This window comes from Nocardia arizonensis, from assembly GCF_001310275.1.
GTDB lineage: Bacteria > Actinomycetota > Actinomycetes > Mycobacteriales > Mycobacteriaceae > Nocardia > Nocardia arizonensis.
This window is the reverse complement of the sequence record NZ_LGYZ01000068.1, coordinates 78,099-97,204: the sequence shown is the minus strand read 5'-3', so window position 1 is coordinate 97,204 and position 19,106 is coordinate 78,099. Positions and strand designations below refer to the sequence as shown.

At 69.5% G+C, this 19,106-nt stretch carries 18 protein-coding genes; 9 read left to right on the top strand and 9 right to left on the bottom strand.

Going from position 1 to position 19,106, the window contains the following annotated elements; all coding sequences use genetic code 11:
• Positions 1–8: 8 nt before the first annotated feature.
• Genes APZ21_RS14040 through APZ21_RS14030 form a run of 3 tightly spaced genes read right to left on the bottom strand, consistent with a single transcriptional unit; the run spans position 9 to position 3,189 of the window.
• Positions 9–1,133: a FecCD family ABC transporter permease gene (locus APZ21_RS14040; protein ID WP_082393087.1), complete on the bottom strand. Its 1,125-nt coding sequence runs from the start codon at positions 1,131–1,133 to the stop codon at positions 9–11.
• On the bottom strand, positions 1,130–2,206 hold the full coding sequence (locus tag APZ21_RS14035) for a heme/hemin ABC transporter substrate-binding protein (protein WP_054813740.1): 1,077 nt from the start codon (positions 2,204–2,206) through the stop codon (positions 1,130–1,132). Before APZ21_RS14035 ends, APZ21_RS14040 begins: the two co-directional genes overlap by 4 nt.
• Before the next feature lie 20 nt (positions 2,207–2,226).
• Positions 2,227–3,189 (bottom strand): aldo/keto reductase, encoded by a 963-nt coding sequence (locus tag APZ21_RS14030; RefSeq protein WP_054813770.1) that lies wholly within the window; start codon positions 3,187–3,189, stop codon positions 2,227–2,229.
• Between the two features lie 321 nt (positions 3,190–3,510).
• Here APZ21_RS14030 and APZ21_RS14025 point away from each other — a divergent pair, with 321 nt between their 5' ends.
• The 7 genes from APZ21_RS14025 (at position 3,511) to APZ21_RS13995 (ending at position 10,015) form a co-directional block, all read left to right on the top strand.
• Positions 3,511–4,458 (top strand): undecaprenyl-diphosphate phosphatase, encoded by a 948-nt coding sequence (locus APZ21_RS14025; RefSeq protein WP_174553631.1) that lies wholly within the window; start codon positions 3,511–3,513, stop codon positions 4,456–4,458.
• A gap of 52 nt (positions 4,459–4,510) precedes the next feature.
• Positions 4,511–5,245 (top strand): histidine phosphatase family protein, encoded by a 735-nt coding sequence (locus APZ21_RS14020; protein WP_054813739.1) that lies wholly within the window; start codon positions 4,511–4,513, stop codon positions 5,243–5,245.
• 87 nt (positions 5,246–5,332) lie between these two features.
• Entirely contained in the window at positions 5,333–5,917 is a 585-nt protein-coding gene (locus APZ21_RS14015; protein ID WP_054813738.1) for a DUF3090 domain-containing protein, read from the top strand.
• 3 nt (positions 5,918–5,920) lie between these two features.
• Positions 5,921–6,760, top strand: a complete 840-nt coding sequence (locus tag APZ21_RS14010) for an SCO1664 family protein (RefSeq protein WP_054813737.1) — start codon at positions 5,921–5,923, stop codon at positions 6,758–6,760.
• A 254-nt stretch (positions 6,761–7,014) separates the two neighbouring features.
• A complete protein-coding gene (mshC, locus tag APZ21_RS14005) occupies positions 7,015–8,253 on the top strand; it encodes a cysteine--1-D-myo-inosityl 2-amino-2-deoxy-alpha-D-glucopyranoside ligase (protein ID WP_054813736.1) in 1,239 nt (412 codons plus the stop codon).
• A 42-nt stretch (positions 8,254–8,295) separates the two neighbouring features.
• Complete coding sequence (locus APZ21_RS14000; RefSeq protein WP_054813735.1) at positions 8,296–9,399, top strand: MBL fold metallo-hydrolase; 1,104 nt, start codon at positions 8,296–8,298, stop codon at positions 9,397–9,399.
• Positions 9,400–9,553: 154 nt separating this feature from the next.
• Positions 9,554–10,015, top strand: a complete 462-nt coding sequence (locus APZ21_RS13995; RefSeq protein WP_054813734.1) for a hypothetical protein — start codon at positions 9,554–9,556, stop codon at positions 10,013–10,015.
• Positions 10,016–10,028: 13 nt separating this feature from the next.
• Here APZ21_RS13995 and ligD read toward each other — a convergent pair whose 3' ends face one another.
• From ligD to APZ21_RS13975, 4 genes are all read right to left on the bottom strand, one after another.
• Positions 10,029–10,979: a non-homologous end-joining DNA ligase gene (gene ligD / locus APZ21_RS13990; protein ID WP_239476619.1), complete on the bottom strand. Its 951-nt coding sequence runs from the start codon at positions 10,977–10,979 to the stop codon at positions 10,029–10,031.
• 246 nt (positions 10,980–11,225) lie between these two features.
• Positions 11,226–11,714 carry an FBP domain-containing protein gene (locus APZ21_RS13985; protein WP_054813733.1) on the bottom strand — a complete coding sequence of 163 codons (489 nt, stop codon included), beginning with the start codon at positions 11,712–11,714 and terminating at the stop codon, positions 11,226–11,228.
• Between the two features lie 69 nt (positions 11,715–11,783).
• Complete coding sequence (locus tag APZ21_RS13980; protein ID WP_054813732.1) at positions 11,784–12,452, bottom strand: enoyl-CoA hydratase-related protein; 669 nt, start codon at positions 12,450–12,452, stop codon at positions 11,784–11,786.
• A 13-nt stretch (positions 12,453–12,465) separates the two neighbouring features.
• Positions 12,466–13,146: a TetR/AcrR family transcriptional regulator gene (locus APZ21_RS13975; protein ID WP_054813731.1), complete on the bottom strand. Its 681-nt coding sequence runs from the start codon at positions 13,144–13,146 to the stop codon at positions 12,466–12,468.
• A gap of 202 nt (positions 13,147–13,348) precedes the next feature.
• Here APZ21_RS13975 and APZ21_RS13970 point away from each other — a divergent pair, with 202 nt between their 5' ends.
• Entirely contained in the window at positions 13,349–13,924 is a 576-nt protein-coding gene (locus tag APZ21_RS13970) for a TetR/AcrR family transcriptional regulator (RefSeq protein ID WP_054813767.1), read from the top strand.
• Here the strand turns inward: APZ21_RS13970 and APZ21_RS13965 are convergent.
• The gene (locus APZ21_RS13965; RefSeq protein ID WP_174553632.1) at positions 13,900–15,762 is read right to left on the bottom strand and encodes a Na+/H+ antiporter; all 1,863 of its coding nucleotides are present in this window, start codon (positions 15,760–15,762) and stop codon (positions 13,900–13,902) included. The two genes, APZ21_RS13970 and APZ21_RS13965, sit on opposite strands and share 25 nt — an antisense overlap.
• A gap of 172 nt (positions 15,763–15,934) precedes the next feature.
• On the opposite strand from APZ21_RS13965, the gene APZ21_RS13960 reads away from it, so the two are divergent.
• Complete coding sequence (locus APZ21_RS13960; RefSeq protein ID WP_054813730.1) at positions 15,935–16,828, top strand: alpha/beta fold hydrolase; 894 nt, start codon at positions 15,935–15,937, stop codon at positions 16,826–16,828.
• A 44-nt stretch (positions 16,829–16,872) separates the two neighbouring features.
• On the opposite strand, the gene APZ21_RS13955 is transcribed toward APZ21_RS13960, so the two are convergent.
• Complete coding sequence (locus tag APZ21_RS13955; protein ID WP_054813729.1) at positions 16,873–19,059, bottom strand: molybdopterin-dependent oxidoreductase; 2,187 nt, start codon at positions 19,057–19,059, stop codon at positions 16,873–16,875.
• Positions 19,060–19,106 lie beyond the last annotated feature (47 nt).

The following is a 19,106-nucleotide window of genomic DNA, read 5'->3' as shown; positions in this document are numbered from 1 at the left end:
GTCGCACCTCATGCCCAGCCTCCCGCGCGGGCCCGGGTCCGGCGCAGCAGCCAGAAGAAGAACGGCCCGCCGATGAGCGAGGTCAGCATGCCGAGCGGGAGGTCGGCATTGTCGACCAGCGAGCGCGCGGCCACGTCGGCGATGAGCAGCACCACCGCGCCGAGTACGGCGCTGAGCGGGATGAGCACGCGATGCGCCGGTCCGACGAGCATGCGCACCACATGCGGCACCGTCAGGCCGACGAACAGGATGATGCCGGTGAACGCGACCCCCGCCGTGGTCAGCACCGCGACGATGACGATGACCGTGCGCCGCAATCGCTCCACGTCGACGCCGAGGTGGCGGGCCGCCGATTCGCCGAGGGCGAGCAGGTCCAGCCGCGCGGCGACCAGTACGGCCGCGGCGATGCCGAGCACGGCGAGGGGAACGACCACCGCCACCGACTGCCAGGTCGCGCCGTTGAGACTGCCCAACTGCCAGAACACGATCTGATCGCGGGCCGCCGGAGAGGCCACGAAGAGCAGGAAGGCGATGAGTCCGCCCGCGAAGGCGTTGATCGCGACACCGGTGAGCACCAGGGTCACGACCTCGGTGCGGCCGTTGGCACGCGAGAGCAGATACACCAGCGCGGTGGTGAGCAGACCCGCGACGAAGGCGGCGGCGGCCACCGACCAGGCGGCGACGAAGGCGCCGCCGACCACGATGACCGTGCCCGCCCCGACCGCGGCCCCCGCCGACACACCGATGACGCCGGGTTCGGCGAGCGGATTGGCGAATACGCCCTGCAGGAGCGCGCCCGCGGTGGCCAGTGCCGCGCCGACGACGATGGCGAGCAGCACCCGCGGGAACCGTACCTCCCACAGCGCCACCTCACCCGCGGGATGGGCGGGCATCGGACCCCAGTCGAGTCCGATGCGGTGCAGCACGCTGCCCGCGACCTCGGCGGGCGTGGTCGGTATCTGACCGATCGCCGCCGAGACCAGCGCCGATAGCACCAGCGCGGTCACCGCGACGGCGAAGACGATCGTGACGCGCGAGCGGGTGCGGGATCTCGGTGGCGGACGGTGCGGATCGGGCGCGGCCGAGCCGGCTCCGGCGGGGGAGGTCGATTCGGCCGCGGTGGATTCGATCATGCCGGGCGGGTCCCGTACACGGCCTTGCTCAGCGCCTCGATGACGCGGCCGGTATTGGGACCGAAACTGAGCAGCACCGCATCGGACATGTCGACCACGCGCTTGTTGCGACCGGCGGGGGTCTGCGCGACACCGGGCACCTTCTCGAGTCCGTCGACGCCGCCGATGGACTGCAAACCGTTGGTCATGACCAGCAGCACATCGGGCGCCGCGCCGATCATGGCCTCGGAGGTGATGGCGGTGAAGGGTTCCGTCAATCCGGCGACCGTGCCCGCGTCACGCGCGCCAAGAGCCGCGATGAGCGCATCGGCGCCGGAACCCGGTCCGGCCATCATGGTGATCGCGGTGCTGCGCAGATAGAGGAAGGCGATGGTCGGCCGCGGATCCTGTGACGGCACCGCGGCGGTGGCGGCGGCGATCTCGTCGCGGGTGCGCTGGGCAAGCGCCCGACCGGCCGACGGCACCCCGAGAGCGCCCGCCACCGCTTCGATCTGCGGCGCGACGGCGTCCATCGTGCGTTTCGGATCGAAGTAGACCACGGTGACGCCCGCGGCGCGCAGTTGTTCGCGCACGGCGGGAGCGGCGCTGGTGGTGTCGGTCAGGAAGACGGTGGGGCGCAACGCGAGAATGGATTCCACGCTGAGCGACCCGTTGCCGCCGGTGACATTCGGCAGGTGCGCGGCGGCGGGAAACGATGCGGCGGTGCTGCGGCCGACGAGTTTCGGGCCGAGTCCGAGCGCCCACACGGTCTGGGCGAGGGTGCCGTAGCGGTCGGCGGCGATGATGCGATCGGCCGAGGTGACCGTGACGTCGGCGCCGTCGAAGGAGCGGACGGTGACGGGCAGCGCGGGCCTCGGTTCCGGGCCTATGGGCGCCGGATCCAGATTCTGGAGCACCGCGCCGGCCGGACCGGTCTGCTGGGTTCTCGTCGTCCCGGCGCCCGTGCCGCACGCGGTGGATCCGACGAGCAGTACGAGGATGAACATGGCGAGCAGGGGACGAATCGCTCCGGTTCGGGCGTGGGGTCGCCACCGCCTGATGCCGTATGAGACGCCGTACCTCGCACCGATCATGTAGGTAAGCCTAATCCGTGTCATTCCACGCGTGCGCTGACGTCGTCCAGCGCCGCCGCGATGGCACGCGGCAGTTCCAGGGTCTCGGCGGCGATGACGCCGGTGAGCTGGCCGATGTCGCGGGCGCCGACCACCATGCTCGCGATACCGGGTCGGTCGCGGATCCATGCCAGCGCCACCGCCAGCGGCGAGGTGCCGAGTCCGTCGGCGGCGGTGACCAGGGCCTCGACCACGCGGGTGGCGCGTTCGTCGAGTCGGTGACTGATCTCCTCGGCGGTGGCCTCGTCCGCGCCGCGCGAATCCGCGGGCACACCGTCGCGGTATTTGCCGGTGAGGATGCCGCCCGCCAGCGGCGCGGTGGCGATGATCCCGACACCGTGATGGGCGGCGGCGGGAACGAAATCCTCCTCCGCGCCCCGGGCCAACAGGGAGTACTGGGTCTGGGCGACCACGATCGGGGTGATCGCGGCCATGCTCGCCAACTGCCACGCACCGTATCCGCGGACCCCGGTGTAGCGCACCCGGCCCGAGCGCACGGCGTGGTCGAGGGTGGCCGCGATCTCGTCGAGCGGGGTGCGTGGATCCCAGGCGGCCACCATCCAGATGTCGAGGTGGTCGGTGCCCAGTTCCAGCAGCGTGCGGTCGAGCTGGCGCAGCAGGGTCCGGCGCGAGGCGTCCACCATCGCGCGCGCGGGGGCCGGCACACCGGATTCCTCGTCGGCGGGGAATGTGACGACGCCGGCGCTGACGCACAGGACGAACTCGTCGCGGGCGACGATGTCGCCGAGCAGATCGGCCAGTATGCGCTGGGCCGCGCCGCCGGAATAGGCCGGGGACGTCTCCACCAGGGTGCCGCCTGCCTCGGCGAAGGCGACGAGCTGACCCGCCGCGTCGTCGGGGTCGGTCTGGGAACCCCAGGTGTGGGTCGCCAGGCCGATCCGGGACACCCGTAGGCCGCTGCGGCCGACCGTCCGCTGTTCCATCACCGAGTCCGCGCATTCGTCACGGCGCAAGCGTAGTGTGCGGGCCCTACCGAAGTCCGTCTCCCGGGCCGGAAATGCCGACCGCGCGCGCGGCGGTCGCGAGGAACCCCGGGCGGGCGGTGCGATCGACCGATTCCGATCCGCCGCCGGGGCGCGATCGCGCGCGAGCCTGTACTGTCGCTGCGGGATTGCGGTGATGTCCGTGTCGAACGCTTCGACGCGGGGCCAATTGCGCACTCGGAACGGATATTTCGGGCACGTGTAGTACGTGTGCGGTACGCCGCGCCCCGGCGGCGCGCCGCATGGAATGGAGGAGAGTCAGTGGGCGAGTCGATGACCTGGATACAGGCGCTGGTACTAGGTCTGGTGCAGGGACTCACCGAGTTTCTCCCGGTCTCCTCCTCGGCGCATCTGCGTATCGTGTCCGCGGTGTTCTTCGGCGACGACGCGGGCGCGTCGTTCACCGCGGTCACGCAGTTGGGCACCGAGGCCGCGGTCCTGGTGTATTTCGCCAAGGACATCGCGCGCATCGTGCGCGCGTGGTTCGTCACCCTCGTGCTGCGCGTCCGCGAACGGTCAGGACACACCGTGCCGCTGGCCGAACAGCCGACCAGGAAACTGCCCGTGATCACCGGCGACTACGCCGCCGACCTACGAGGCGACGAGGACGCCCAACGCGAACTCGACTACCGCATCGGCTGGTACGTGATCATCGCCACCATTCCCATCGGCGTACTCGGATTCCTGTTCAAGGACCAGATCCGCACGGGCGCGCGCAATCTGTGGCTTGTGTCGTTCATGCTGATCGCCTTCGCGTTCGTCATAGCCGCCGCGGAATACTACGGCCGCAAAACCCGTCCGCTGGAGCAGATCACCACGCGCGACGGCCTGATCATGGGCTTCGCCCAGTGTCTCGCGCTGGTCCCGGGCGTGTCGCGGTCCGGCGCCACCTCGGCGGCGGGTCTGTTCCTCGGGTTGGAACGCGAAGCGGCGGTGCGATTCTCGTTCCTGCTCGCGATCCCGGCGGTCACCGCGTCGGGATTGTTCAGTCTGCCCGACGCGTTCGAACCCGCGGGCGAGGGGCTCAACGCCAGCGGCCCGCAGTTGCTGGTCGCCACCGTGATCGCCTTCGTCGTCGGCTATGCCTCGGTGGCGTGGCTGTTGAAATTCGTGGCGCGCCATTCGCTGGACTGGTTCGTGGGCTATCGCGTCCTGCTCGGCCTGACCATCATGGGTCTGCTGGCGACCGGATGGGTCAGCGCGACGTGAGCGGCGCCACGGCGGGCGCACCGCTGTCGGTGGCGGGGATTAGGCTGGTCCGATGACGGTGATCCTGTTGCGGCATGGGGTGTCCACCTCGAACACCGCCCGGACTCTGGCGGGCCGCAGCGTCGGCGTCGATCTGACCGAACGGGGCGCCGAACAGGCGCGCGCGGTCGCCGACCGACTCTCCGAACTGCCCGTGGAATACATCGTGCACTCGCCGCTGTTGCGCTGTCAGCGCACGATCGCGCCGCTTGCCGAGAAGTTCGGACTCGACCCGGAGTACGACGACCGGCTCGTCGAGGTCGACTACGGCGACTGGACCGGCAAGCCGATCGCCGATCTGCTCACCGAACCCCTGTGGAAGGTGGTGCAGCGTCACGCCTCGGGCGCGGTGTTCCCCGGGGGCGAGGGGCTGGCCCAGGTGCAGGCGCGGGCGGTCGCGGCGATCCGTGAACACGAGCGCGCCTTCGCCGAACGGCACGGTCGTGACGTGCTGTGGGTGGCGTGCACGCACGGCGATGTCATCAAATCCATCCTCGCCGACGCCCTCGGCATCCACCTCGACGGATTCCAGCGCATCGTGGTGGAACCCGCGTCGCTGAGCGTGATCCGCTACACCCCGACAGCGCCCTACGTGTGGCGGCTCAACGACACCGGCTCGGATCTGAGCGCGCTGATACCGACCCCGCGGCACGCGGGTGAGGGCGCGTCGTCCGCGCCGAGCGGCCCGGTTCCCGGCGGGGAGGTCACCGGTACCGGGAGTGCGGATAATGGGAATGCGGAGCGTTGAGATTCCTTGTGAACGAACGTTGTGTCATGGCGTGTCGGACTCCGGGCGTCGTGGGTAGTCGATCAGGTCACGTATCAGGAGGTGCAGATGGCACGAGCAATCCATGTATTTCGCACCCCCGATCGTTTCGTCGCCGGGACCGTCGGTGAGCCGGGCGATCGCGCGTTCTATCTGCAAGCCGTGCAGGAACCTCGGGTGGTCAGCGTGCTGCTGGAAAAGCAGCAGGTGAAGGTACTCGCCGACCGCATGGGCCTGCTCTTGGACGAGGTCGCGCGTCGATTCGGCGCTCCCGTGCCGCCACAGGCCGAGGACGTGAGCGACACAGCTCCGCTGCTTACCCCGATCGACGCCGAATTCCGGGTCGGCACCATGGGTCTGGGCTGGGACGCCGACGCGGGCGCGGTCGTGGTGGAACTGTTGGCCATCACCGAGACCGAGGTCGACGAGTCGGTCGTGCTCGACGACACCGAGGAGGGCCCCGACGCGGTGCGCGTATTCCTCACCCCGGTCCAGGCGCGCGAGTTCGCCCTGCGCTCGACCCGGGTGATCGCCGCGGGCCGCCCGCCGTGTCCGCTGTGCGGTGAGCCGCTCTCGGCGCGCGGGCACATGTGCGTGCGCACGAACGGATACAAGCGGGGCGAGATCTTCGGTACGGCCGAGTCAGAGGAGTGATGGGTGGCCGGCGGGCAGGAGCGCGAAGACAGCGACGATGCCGACGCGCAACGGTTGCGAACCGGTGAGCTGACCGTGTTCGGACGGGTGAACGTCGCGAGCAACGTCACCCTGGTCTGCGATATCGGCGACGGCCCCGACCCGCTGCGCCCGCTGCGGGTGGTGTACAAGCCGGTGCGCGGGGAGCGGCCGCTGTGGGATTTCCCGGACGGCACCCTTGCGGGTCGCGAGGTGGCCTCCTATCTGGTGTCCGAGGCGATCGGATGGGGCGTGATACCGGAGACGATCCTGCGCGAGGGTCCCTACGGGCCGGGCATGGTGCAGCGGTGGGTGGATTCGGTGGATCACCACACCGAGCCGCCCGAGCGACTCGACCTGGTCGACCTGTGCCCTCCCGGTGCGGTGCCCGACGGGTTCACCGAGGTGTTGCGCGCCCTCGACGGGTCGGGTGCGGAGATATCCCTCGTCCACGCCGACGATCCGCGACTGCGGCGCATGGCGGTGCTCGACGTGCTGCTCAACAACGCCGACCGCAAGGGCGGTCACGCGCTCGAAGGCGTCGACGGCCGGGTCTACGGGGTCGATCACGGCATTTGCCTGCATCGGGAGTACAAGCTGCGCACGGTGCTGTGGGGCTGGGCGGGGCAGCCGGTGGGCGAGGATCTGGTCGCCGATATCGAGACCTTCGCCGACGCGCTGCCCGGATCGGTGGCCGATGATCTGGCTCCGCACATCACCGACGCCGAGATCGACGCGCTGATCGCGCGGACCAAGGATCTGCTCGATCATCGGGTGATGCCGCTGCCGCAGGGGTCGCGCCCGATTCCGTGGCCCGCGTTCTGACGGTCGCCGTCGGATTCGCGGTAGCCGTCTGTGTCCGCGTGCGCGCCGCCGGACGTGGTGGATTCCGAAGCGCGGGCGAGCGAGCGCCACGTCGACGAACCGGTCCGCCGTTCTTCGATTCTCGTCGACGATAACGGTCGACTTTCTCGGCATACGGCGACGACGCAGGTACGCAAGGGTGTCCCGGGGCAAGTACGGCCGGTCGGAGCCGGGGCGGCGGCTCGCTATGTCGACCACACCTTTACCCTCGAATCATGCAGTCCTGGTCCGACACCGCCCTACCGGCCATTCCCGGAGCAGGGCCACCGTTGCGGTTGTTCGACACCGCCGACCGGCAGATCCGCCCGGTCTCCCCGGGGGCGACGGCCACCATGTACGTCTGCGGGATCACCCCCTACGACGCCACACATCTGGGGCACGCGGCCACCTATCTCACCTTCGACCTGATCAACCGGCTGTGGCGCGATGCCGGTCACGAGGTGCACTACGTGCAGAACGTGACCGATGTCGACGATCCGCTGTTCGAACGCGCCGAACGCGACGGCGTCGACTGGCGTGATCTCGGCAGCCGCGAAATCGACCTGTTCCGCGAGGACATGACCGCCCTGCGGGTGCTGGCTCCGCGCGACTACGTCGGCGCGGTCGAATCGGTCGACGAGGTCGTCGAACTGGTCGAGAAGCTGCTGGCGGCGGGCGCGGCGTATGTCGTCGATGATCCCGAATACCCGGACGTCTACTACCGGGCCGACGCCACCGAACAGTTCGGCTACGAGTCGGGGTACGACCGGGCCACCATGGAGAAGTTGTTCGCCGAACGCGGCGGCGACCCGGACCGCCCCGGCAAACGCGACATCATCGACGCCCTGTTGTGGCGTGCCGCCCGTCCCGGTGAACCGTCGTGGCACGCCCCGTTCGGGGACGGTAGGCCCGGTTGGCACATCGAATGCGCGGCCATCGCCCTCAATCGGATCGGTTTCGGCTTCGACGTACAGGGCGGCGGCAGCGATCTGATCTACCCGCATCACGAGTACTCGGCCGCGCACGCCGAGGCATTGGAGATCGGCCGTCGTTTCGCCCGGCACTTCGTGCACGCCGGACTCATCGGACTCGACGGCGAGAAGATGTCGAAGTCGCGCGGCAACCTCGTGCTGGTGTCGAATCTGCGCCGTGCAGGCACCGATCCGAACGCGATCCGACTCGGCCTGTTCGCCGGTCACTATCGCGCCGACCGCATGTGGACCGAGTCGCTGCTCACCGACGCCGAACGCAGACTCGACCTGTGGCGGCGCGCGGCCGCGCTGGAGTCGGGTCCGGTCGCCGAGGACACCGTGGCGCGGCTGCGACAGCACCTCGCCGACGACCTGGACACCCCGAAGGCGCTGGCCGCCGTGGACAACTGGGCCGCGCAGGCGCTCGAGTACGGCGGACCCGACCGGGCCGCGCCGGGCGCGGTGGCCGCGGCCGTCGACGCGCTGCTCGGCATCCGTCTCTGACGGGGCCTTGCGTCGCGATGTCGGAGGTGTTTCGGTGCTCGGGTGTGTGAGTTCTCTGTGCGCGGACTGATCGGGCGGCTGCCGGGTGCCGGGCGGCTCCCCGAGATCCGGCCGCTACGAAGTCCGGGCGAGCACGGATCGGAATCGACCGTCCTGGCCCGCCGCCGCTTCTTCGGCGCCGACGCGGTCGACGCCGGAACCGGCGCGCTGCGGCCCGATCGGGTGGTGCTGTCCTGGGTGGGCTGCACCACCTACGCGCTGGCCATCGCCGGTTCGGTGCTGCTGCTCGACGCATGGGTGCCGCGACTGACGAGTGCCGGGTACGTGCCCGCGACACCGCAGGATCTGGCGGATCTGATGCCCGAGGCGATTCTCATCGGGCACGGCCACTTCGACCACGCGGGCGATGCGGGCCGTATCGCGCAAGCGAGTGGCGCGGTGGTGTACGGCACCGCCGAACACTGCGCCTCGATCAGCGCCCAGGTGCCGGATTCGACCTTCGGGACCGTCGCGCTCGGCGACGCGGACACCGCGCCGGGCCAACGCCACGAATTCGTCATCGGCCCGATCGCGGTGACCGCCGTTCGCCACCTGCACTCGGCTCGCACCGCGCGCGATCGCGAGGACCCGGCCCGGCCCTTCTTCCCCGCGCCGCGGCTGTCGCCGATCCTGCGCCATCCGCCGCGACTCGGGTCGGTGCTCGAGACACTGCCGCGCCTGCGCGATGCGGAGGGCGGCGTACTGCTGTACCAACTGCGGGTGCCGGGATTCGCGCTGACTTGGCACGATTCGTCGGGTCCGTTGACCGAGCGGGCCCCGCACGTGCTCGAGGTGCTCGCCGGTCTGGCGCCGACGGATGTCCACATCGGGGCGGTTCACGGATACAACCAGCTCACCAATGGTCTGCGTGACCCGCGCCGCTATATCGAGGCGCTCGCGCCGTCGCTGTTCGTGCCGACCCACCACGACAACTGGCTGCCGGGACTCACCGCCCCGGCCGCCACCTACGATCGGGCACTGCGCGAGGAACTCTCCCGCGTCCCCGACCGGCCGGAATTGCGGGCACTGCACGATCGCGCCGACTATCTGCGCCCGGAGCGCCTCACTTTCCGACTCGGAGCGGGGTCGGACAACCCCGTTTCGTAGCCGTGGCGATATCGGGATGAGCGTGGTGATCGCCCTGAACGTGGTGTCGCCGAAGCGATTTCGGCGGTCATCGGAGTCCGGGCGCCGGATCGTGTGTGAGTGGTGTCGGGCAGGCCCGGTAGGCTGCTCGGCATCGCGCGAGAGGGGGAGGCACGTGGGGAACGAATATGGCAGGCCGAGCGGTGTCACGGCGATCGCGGCGGCGGTGCTCGCGGTGATCGCGGGAATCGGGTTCGCCGCGGGCGCGGTGTGGGGGCTACGGATGGCCGCCGATGCGGGGCACCGCCCCGCGGTCGACAGCGATCTGCCCGATCTGAGCGCCGTTGTCGTGGTGTTGGGTGTCGCCGTGGCCGCGGTCGCGGGTGTGCTGGCGGTGCTGTTCGTCATCGGCGCGGCTCTGCTCTTCGCGCGCCGGACCGCGGGGCAGGTGCTGATCGTCGTCGCGGCCGTACTGGCTGCGCCGAGTTCGGTGTTCGGCTTCGGCCGTAACGCGGTGGCGGAGCTGGCCGGGATATTCGCGCTGTGCGTGGTGATGGTGGTCCTGGCGGTCGTCCCCGCCACCGGGCGATGGGTGGCCGCCCGCTCCCGACCGGTGCGCCCGCCCGGTTATCGGTGATGCGCTGTCCGGCTCACGGCTGAGGCGGTTCGACCTGCGCCGGAGTCTTGTCCGGCCGCAGTCCGCGCCAGGTCGGATGGCGCAGAACGCCGTCCCGGGTCCATTCGCTGAAGGCGACCTCGCCCACCAGCCGCGGTTCGACCCACCTGACCCCGGAGAGTCCCGCGGCGTTCACCGGCGGCGTATCACGGTGCAGCGGAGCCAGTTTCGCCTGGAGGTCGGCCAGGGCGGCGCTGCTGAATCCGGTGCCGACATTGCCGATGTAGACCAGTTCGCCCGTGGTGTCGGGTGCGGCGAGCAGCAGTGACCCGATTCGGCCGCTGCGACTGCCCGCGCCGGGCTTCCAGCCGACGATCACGCCTTCCTGGTGGGTGACGTTCTTGACCTTGGTCCACAGCGGGCTGCGCCGTCCGGGCAGGTAGCCGCCGTCGAGCCGTTTGGCGATGAGACCCTCGAGGCCGAGGCGGCGGGTTTCGTCCAGTAGGTCCGGGCCGTGACCGCGCAGCCGTGGCGAGATGCGCCAGTGCGGCCCGTGCGGGTCGATCTGTTCGAGAAGTCCGCGCCGCCGCACATAGGGCAGACCGATGAGGGGGCGTTCACCGATGTGTAGGAGATCGAAGATGACGTAGGTGGCGGGGGTGGCCGTCGACATGGCGCGGATCTCGGCCGGATGGCGTTGGTGCATACGCGGTTGCAGTGCCTCGAAGGACGGCCTGCCCTTGTCGTCGAAGACGACGATCTCGCCGTCGAGGACACAGGGCGGGTCGATGGGAGCGAGTCCGGCCAGCTCCGGCCAGGCCACGGTGATGTCGTTGCCGTTGCGCGAGAGCAGCCGCAGCGTGTCCGTCACGTAGGCGATGGCCCGGATTCCGTCGAATTTCACTTCGTAGGCCCAGCGGTCATCGTCGCTGGGCAGCGGCCCGGGCGCCGCCAGCATCGCCGCGTAGCGCGGCAGTCCGGTCACCGGTGCGTCGCCGCCATCGCCGGTCCCTTCGTCGAGACGGTGCCGATTCGCATAGCTGGCAAATCTCTAGCATCGTACCGACCGGTCGGCGATATTCGGAAGTCTCCGCGGATCCCTCACCACACGAGACGGCCCGCGTGGCGGGCGGTCTCGAATGGCGAGGCCGCGAATCCGGGGCGGTCCCCGGTCGGGGGTGTCGAGTGTCGGCGCACGGCATCTACCTCCTTTCCGGTCGTGGGGGCGATATCAGCTGTAGAGCCGGGTGACGAAGGTGTCCATGTTCTCGTTCACGCGCGCGATCTTGGCCTCGACGGTGAGGTCCTCTCGATAGCGATTGCCGAGGGCGGGTCGGCGTATTCCGCGCGCGTAGAGCGAGCAGGCCAGGTCGGTGCACATGTAGGCGCCGACCGTATTGCCGCGGCGGCCGGAGTCACCGGCCTTGTTCGCGGTGAGCAGCGAGACACCGTATCCGCTGTGGTTGGTCAGGCAGATCGCGCACATCTGCGTGCGACCGGACCCGCCGGTCTCGTAGCGCAGCGCGATCCCGGCGAGTCCGTCGGCGCGCGGAGTGACCAGATAGCAACGACCGGGCAGCGACGGATCGCTCCAGCCGAGGAAGTCCAGATCCGCCCATGGGCGATCGTCGAGGTCGCGCGGTACGGGCAGTCGCCGGGCATCGCCCTTGGAACAATTGATGAACGACGACCTGATGTCGCGTTCGGTGACGGGGTCCATGACGGTCGATTCCTTTCGTCGTGGTGGGCAAACCCACCGGACGTTACGGATGTCGACGGCGTCGGACAATCAATTTTCGGGTCGGTCGTCCGAGGTGAGCGCGGCGATCGCGGGTGCGAACATCGTCTTCTTGATCTCGGCCATGGTGGCCGGATCCTTGGCGCCGAGCGGGGCGAGCATGGCGATGGCCGCGGTGGCGACCATGCCTTCGGCGGCGGTCGCGTCGACGATGTCGGCGGCCGAGGCGTCGACGCCGCCGTAGCGCCGCCCGGTCGTCATCGCTTCCACCGCTGCCTTCGGACTCAGTTTGGCCTGGATCAGCGCCGCCATCCCGGTGGTGAACGGTATGCGGATATCGACTTCGGGGAAGCAGAAGTAGCCGCGGTCGGCGCGCATCACCCGGTAGTCGTGGGCGATGGCGAGCATGGCGCCTGCGCCGAAGGCGTGGCCGGGCAGCGCCGCGGCCGTCGGCATCGGCAGGGTCAGCACCCGGGCGAAGAGTGCGTGCACGCGCCCGACGTACCAGGGCATGCGCTCGGCGTTTGCCGACAGCCAGTCCAGGTCGAGACCGTTGGAGTAGAACTTGCCGCTCGCCGTGGTCACCAGCGCGTGCGCGCCGTCGGCGACGACGGTGTCGAGACGGTCGTTCACCTCGTCGAGATAGTCCGGGGAGAAGCGGTTCTCGCCGTCGCCGAGGTCGAGTACGGCGATCGAGTCGTGATAGTTGAGTGTCGGCATCCGGGAATCCTGATCAGTTCGGTTGGGGATGGGGGTTGGGGTTGGGGCCGACCGCGAGGACGGCACGTACGGCGGCGCGCAGGTGTTCGCGGGCCAGGGGATCGGTGATGCGGTCGCGGCGCAGCAGGATGGCGGTGGGCAGGTCGACCAGGCAGGTGGTCATGACCTCGACCGCACGCCGGTCTCCGCGCCCCCACAGTCGCCGGGCCAGCCGGACCATCAGCCGCACCAGCGCCCGGTCGGCGTCGGCCAGTTCCTCGGCGAGCGTCGCGGGCAGCTTCTCGCCGATCAGCTGATCCCGCGACACGGTGAGCAGTAGCCGGGAGGAATACGGAAACCGCTCGGTGAACACCCCGGGCGCGTCGGCCGCGGCGACGATCGCCGCGACGGCGAGATCGTGATCCTCGCGCGGAAACGGTTCGGCCCGATCGGATTTCGGCGGATCGTCGGGGGCGGGCGCGGGATGGGCGTCGACCAGGCCGGTCTGGACATCGAGGAATCGCCGTGCGGCGCGTAACCAGGTACGCCCCAGCAACTCCGCACGCGAGCCGAAGGTGTGGTAGAGCGCGCCGTTGGAGAGGCCGGTGGCCTGCGCGACGGCGCGGATGGTGACCGCCGCCGGACCCGACCGCGCGGCGATGGCCTCGGCCGCGTCGAGCGCGGCGTCGGGATCGTGGGTCCGGGGTCTCGGCATGAACCGATAATAACAGAGCAACCGCTCTGTTATACAAATCGAGCCGTGTTGTCCACGCGCGCCGGGTATTTCGATCGGTTACGCACACTTGGCGGACTCGCCGAAGCGACCGTGTGGATTCGGTCGGGATCCCGAGTCCGCGCACCACGATCGGGTACTGTTCTGGGCTCTACCTCTGCCCGCCCGACAGAACGGCGCCCGAATGTCACGAGTGGTCACCAAGGAGCAGTACTTCGACACCGCGCTCGCGGTGCTGGCCGAACTCGGTTTCAAGGGCCTCAATATCGGCGTGCTGTGCCGTCGGCTCGGGGTTACCAGCGGTTCGTTCTACCACCACTTCGGCAGCTGGCAGGGCTTCGTGGACGTGCTGCTCGAGCACTGGGAGAACCGGCAGGTGCTCATCCTGCGCACGCTGAAGTTCAATCAGGGCAATCCCGACGACGACATCCGCGCCATGTCGGATCTCGCGGCCGGACTGCACCACCGCGCCGAGGCGGCCATCCGCGCGTGGGCGGGCAACGACGAAGCGGTGAACCTCGCGCTCAAACGGGTGGACGAATCGCGCCGCCGCACCGTGTACAAGGCGGTCAAAGGCGTTGTGGGCGAGGATGAGACCACCGCCGAGGTCACCGCGCTCGGTATGGCGATGCTCATCGGATATCAGCAGATCGCCGGCGGCGGCGAAGACCTTTCACTGAACCGGCTGCTCGCCCAGTACGCCCGGCTGATCTACTCGTACGCGACCGCCGAGTCTCAGCCGAGCAGTTCGTCCACGTAACACCAGCGCCATGCCTCGCCCGGCTCCACACTGCGCATGACCGGATGGCCGGTGGCCCGGAAGTGACCGGTGGCGTGATTGCCCGGCGAGGAATCGCAGCAGGCGATCTGCCCGCAGGTCAGACACATCCGCAAATGGACCCAGGTCAAGCCCTCGGCGATACATTCGTCGCAGCGGTCGGGCGCGTCCGGTTCGCGCAACAGCGGCGCGGCGCGCAGGTGACCGCAGCCTTCGGCCGATCCGGGCGTGGCGAGTGTCTCGGCGCGATCGTCCTCGGTCTCGTCGAAGCGGTCGATCATGGACTCCTCGAGATCGAGCCTGGCCAATACGCTCTGTAGGATCTCGTAGTCCACCCCACCCGAATCCCGCACGCGCAGCACGATTTCGCGCTCCGCGCGCAACATTGCCAGGCGCAGTCTGCGATATTCGGCGGTCGGGGTCGCCTGTTCGGATTCGGGCCTGCCCAATCGCTCCCAGGCCGCGTTGGTCTGCCAGGTGACCCGGTCGCGCAGGGATTGCACGACCGCCTCGGGCGTGTCGGGGGTGATCCTGATGTCCAGCTCGGCCAGACCCGCGGATACGGCCTGTTGCAGCAGGCTCGCCTCGAGCAGGGCGTCCTCGGCGCGACTCGGTCCGCGCAGTTTCAGCAGGCGCACCAGCCACGGCAGGGAGGTGCCCTGTAGCAGCAGTGTTCCCGCGACGACGACCAGGGCGAGCAGCTCGAGCACCGGCAGCTGCGGGGTCGTGTCGGGCAGCAGCAGGACCGCGGCGAGGGTGACCACGCCCCGCATACCCGCCCACGACACCACCGCGGGTTCGGTGAGCGGGGTGTCCTCGCGACCGAGTACCCGGAATACGAAGGTCCAGGGGAAGATCCACACCGGCCGGATCAGCACGACCGTCGCCAGGACCGCGACGGCGGTGAGCGCGAGTGTGTCGTGGCCGAGTCCGCTGCGCCACGCGCCGTCGACGATGGCGCGCACCTGGAGTCCGATGATGAGGAACACCGAGGATTCCAGGATGAACTGGATGGTGCGCCAGTTGGTGCGCTCGGCGATGCGCGAGGCCGCGCTCTGCCATTTCGGCGCGCCGTGGCCGAGGATGATGCCGCAGGTGACCACCGCGATGACGCCGGAGGCGCCGATCTCCTCGGCCGGCAGGTAGGCCACGAACGGGGCCAGGAACGACAGCGTGGTGTCGAGCACCGGATCGGTGATGCGCCGCCGCAGCGTCGCCAGCGCGACCGCGACCACGACGCCCACCAGCGCGCCACCGCCCGCGGCGACCAGGAAGTCCAGTCCGGCTCGCCACAGTTCGTAGGTGCCCGCCATGGCGGCGATGGCGGTGCGCAGGGTGACGAGCGCCGTGGCGTCGTTGCACAGCGATTCGCCCTCCAGAATGGTGACGATGCGGCGCGGCATACCGACTCGCCGCGCGATCGCGGTCGCCGCGACGGCATCAGGCGGCGCGACCACCGCGCCGAGGGCCACGGCCACCGCGAACGGCACCGGCAGCATCCACCACACGACCGCCGCGACCGCGAAGGTGCTGAACAGCACGAGTCCGACCGACAGGAGGGCGATGCCGCGGACATTGGCGCGGAAGTCCACCAGCGATGTACGGATGGCGGCGGTGTACAGCAACGGGGGCAGCAGGCCGAGCAGCACGATCTCCGGGTCGAGTTGGATCTCGGGCACGTACGGCAGATAGGACGCGCCGACACCGGCCAGCGTCAGTACGAGGGGTTCGGACACCCCGAACCGACGGGCCAGTGCGGCCAGTGCGGTCGCCGAGGCGACCAGGACTACCAACTCGATCGCGACGTGCACCGGTCGCATTCTTCCGCATCGGACGATCTTGGTCGCGGCGGTCGGAGGTTGGTCCGGCAACCTGCGGGTATACGGCCGGCGCACTCTCGATCGGTGGACGACACGCGCCCGGTCCTCGCGTTCGCCCGTGCGTGCGCGGGAAGAGGCGCATGCTGGTCGCCACACGAAGGAGGTAGGAGTCATGGAGGAATTCGCAGCGTGGCGGGCCGGCGGGCGACGGTTCACCCATCGTTCCCATCAGATCTTCTGGCAGGACGGAGGTAGCGGCGGCGACGGCGACACCCTGCTGTGTATCCACGGGTTCCCGACGGCGTCCTGGGATTGGCATGCGATCTGGCCCGGTCTGTCCGCCGATTTCGCGCGGGTGATCGCACCGGACATGATCGGTTTCGGCTGGTCGGCGAAACCGCGTCACTACGACTACACAATCGCCGACCAGGCCGATCTGCACGAGCAACTCCTGAGCGAACAGGGGGTTGGTCGGGTGCACATTCTCGCCCACGACTACGGGGACACCGTCGCGCAGGAACTGCTCGCCCGCGCGGAGGAGCGGGCGCGGACCGGGACGCCGGGCCTGTCGATCGAATCGGTGTGCCTGCTCAACGGGGGACTGTTCCCGGAGGCGCACCATCCGCGTCCGATACAGCGACTGCTGGCCGGTCCGCTCGGACCGCTCGTTGGCCGCCTCGGCGGTGAGCGCACCTTCGCGCGCAGTCTGTCGTCGGTGTTCGGCCCGAATACGAAGCCCGATGCCCGGGCCATGCGTCAGTTCTGGATCCTGTGGTGCAGCAAGCACGGGAAACGCAACGGCCACAAGCTGATCGGATATATGGCCGAGCGGCGGCGGCACCGCGAGCGGTGGGTGGGGGCGCTGCGCTCGGCCGCCGTGCCGCTGCGGCTGGTCGATGGTCTGCTCGATCCGGTGTCGGGTGCGCGTATGGTGCGGCGCTACCGGGAGTTGATTCCCCGGGCCGACGTGGTCGAATTGCCGGAGGTCGGTCACTATCCGCAACTGGAGGCGCCCGAGCAGACCTTGCGCGCGGTCCTGGATTTCCACGGCAGTCACGTCCGGTAGCGCGAGCGTACGGGCCCGCCGTCCGGTCCGTCTCGGCTACCGGGTCACGGTGCCGACGATGTGAGTTCGGCGGCGGGTGCGGCGCTCACGGTCACCCAGGTGCTGTTGACCGCCGCATTGCCGGACATGGTGTCGACCACCGTCGGGTCGTGCAGCAGATTCACATTGGCCCCCGGCTGTGCCGCCGCCACCGTCCAGCCGACCCCGGGTTCGTTGTGACCCCACCCGTGCGGCACGGCGACCGTGCCGCGCCGGATGTCGTCGCTGATCTCGAGCGGTACCACGATGGAGCCGTTCTTGGAGGTGACGGTGACCGGCGCGCCGTCGTCGAGTCCGCGGTCGGCGGCGTCTCCGGGATGCATGAGCGCGGTGCATCGCGGCTTGCCCTTGACCATGGTCGGCAGATTGTGCAGCCAGGAGTTGTTGCTGCGCAGGTGACGGCGCCCGATGAGGCGCAGGTCGAATCCGTCGGCGGGCCTGGTGTTGCCGGCTCCGCGGCGCGCGTCGTCGAGCAGTTGCCGTGCCGCGGCCACGAAATCCGCGGGCGCGAGCCGAACCTTGCGGTCCTCGGTGCCGATGATCGAGCGCAGCCGCGGACGCAGCGGCCCGAGATCGATTCCGCCCTTGCTACGGCGGACCTTGCCCACGGTGAGCCCGGACGGTCCCTTGCGAAGGACACCGTAGGGTCCGGTGGCGATGCCGAGCGCGGTCAGCCGCAGCGGGCTCATGCGCCGCAGGATCGCGTCGGCGGCGCGGCCGGTGATCCCGCGGGCGGGCAGTGGCAGGAGTTCGGTCACCATCCGCGCCATGATCTCCCAGTCCTCGAGGCCGTCGGCGGGCGGATCGAAGACGCGGCGGTTGTAGCGCAGGTTGTTGCGCACGCTGAACACCGGCATGACCACATCGAGCTCCTCGCGTTCCAACGGGGAGATCGGCGGCAGGATGATGTCGGCGTGGCGGGTGGTCTCGGTGATGTACATATCGACCGCGACATAGAATTCGAGGCTGTCCAGCGCCGCGGCGAGACGGCCGCGCTGCGGCGTGGAGAGTACCGGATTGCCCGCGTAGGTCACCATGGCGCGGATCTTGGTTTCGCCGTCGCCGAGTATCTGTTCGGCGAGCGCGCCCACCGGCAGTTCGGCGCGGAAAGATTTGAAGGTTCCGGTGTCGTCGGTCCAGTCGCCGTGGCTGATCGGCAGATACTTGCCCATGCGCCCCACATCCACCGGGGCGGTGGCGAACATCTGCCCGCCCGGGCTGTCCAGGTTGCCGGTGACCGCGTTGATGGTGTTGATCAGCCAGTGCGTGAGTGTGCCGGTCACCGTCTGGCACACACCGATTCGCCCGTAGATGACAGCGGCGGGCGCGGCGGCGTGATCGCGCGCGAGGCGCCGGATGGTCTGGGCGTCGACACCCGCGTGCGGTGCGGCCTGTTCCGGGGTGAAATCCGCGACCAGTGCGCGGATCTCGCCCCACCCCGAGCACTGCCGGGCGATGCTGTCCTGGTCGCACAGTTTCTCGGTCACGAGCACGTTCAGCATGCCAAGCAGCAGATAGGGGTCGCCGCCGGGGGTGACCGCGACGTGCTCGTCGGCCAGGCGCGCGGTCTCGGTGCGGCGCGGGTCGATGACGACGACCGTGCCGCCGCGCCCGCGGACGTCCTTGATGCGCTGTTTGGCGCCGGGCATGGTGGTGAGCGACCCGTTGGACACCGCGGGATTCGCGCCGATCACGACCAGGCGTCGGGTGCGGTCGATATCGGCGACCGGCATGAGCACGTTGGCGCCGAACATCCGCCACGCGGCGAACTCCTGCGGGAACTGGTCGATCGAGGAGGCGGTGTAGAAGTTCTTGGTCATCAGGACCGCGCGCAGCAGACCGCCGTAGAGCACCGAGGAACTGTGCGCGGCCGGATTGCCCAGGTACATGCCGATGGCGCTGGAGCCGTGTGCCTCGCGTACGGCGCGCAGTCGCGCGCCGACCTCGCGGAAAGCCTCGTCCCAGCCGATGGATTCGAAGCGGTCGCCGACCCGGCGCACCGGGGTGCGCAGCCGGTCGGGATCGTGGTGCAGCCCGCCCATGGCGGTCGCCTTGGGGCAGATGTAGCCCTTGGACAGCACGTCGTCGGGATTGCCCTCGATCCGGGTGACCCGGTCGTCCTCGACACTCACCAGGATTCCGCAGTGCGCCTCGCACAGGGTGCATTGCCGCGCAACAGTTGTCGTGCCCATAAGTTATCGCCTCTTCTTGCGGACTCGCTCGTCGTCAGGCTACCCGT

Bases quoted from the DNA above. Each gene is read 5' to 3' on its own strand.
- APZ21_RS14040 (WP_082393087.1), bottom strand. From the start codon at position 1,133: ATGATCGAATCCACCGCGGCCGAATCGACCTCCCCCGCCGGAGCCGGC.
- APZ21_RS14035 (WP_054813740.1), bottom strand. From the start codon at position 2,206: ATGATCGGTGCGAGGTACGGCGTCTCATACGGCATCAGGCGGTGGCGA.
- APZ21_RS14030 (WP_054813770.1), bottom strand. From the start codon at position 3,189: ATGGAACAGCGGACGGTCGGCCGCAGCGGCCTACGGGTGTCCCGGATC.
- APZ21_RS14020 (WP_054813739.1), top strand. From the start codon at position 4,511: ATGACGGTGATCCTGTTGCGGCATGGGGTGTCCACCTCGAACACCGCC.
- APZ21_RS14015 (WP_054813738.1), top strand. From the start codon at position 5,333: ATGGCACGAGCAATCCATGTATTTCGCACCCCCGATCGTTTCGTCGCC.
- mshC (WP_054813736.1), top strand. From the start codon at position 7,015: ATGCAGTCCTGGTCCGACACCGCCCTACCGGCCATTCCCGGAGCAGGG.
- APZ21_RS13985 (WP_054813733.1), bottom strand. From the start codon at position 11,714: ATGGACCCCGTCACCGAACGCGACATCAGGTCGTCGTTCATCAATTGT.
- APZ21_RS13980 (WP_054813732.1), bottom strand. From the start codon at position 12,452: ATGCCGACACTCAACTATCACGACTCGATCGCCGTACTCGACCTCGGC.
- APZ21_RS13975 (WP_054813731.1), bottom strand. From the start codon at position 13,146: ATGCCGAGACCCCGGACCCACGATCCCGACGCCGCGCTCGACGCGGCC.
- APZ21_RS13970 (WP_054813767.1), top strand. From the start codon at position 13,349: ATGTCACGAGTGGTCACCAAGGAGCAGTACTTCGACACCGCGCTCGCG.
- APZ21_RS13965 (WP_174553632.1), bottom strand. From the start codon at position 15,762: ATGCGACCGGTGCACGTCGCGATCGAGTTGGTAGTCCTGGTCGCCTCG.
- APZ21_RS13960 (WP_054813730.1), top strand. From the start codon at position 15,935: ATGGAGGAATTCGCAGCGTGGCGGGCCGGCGGGCGACGGTTCACCCAT.
- APZ21_RS13955 (WP_054813729.1), bottom strand. From the start codon at position 19,059: ATGGGCACGACAACTGTTGCGCGGCAATGCACCCTGTGCGAGGCGCAC.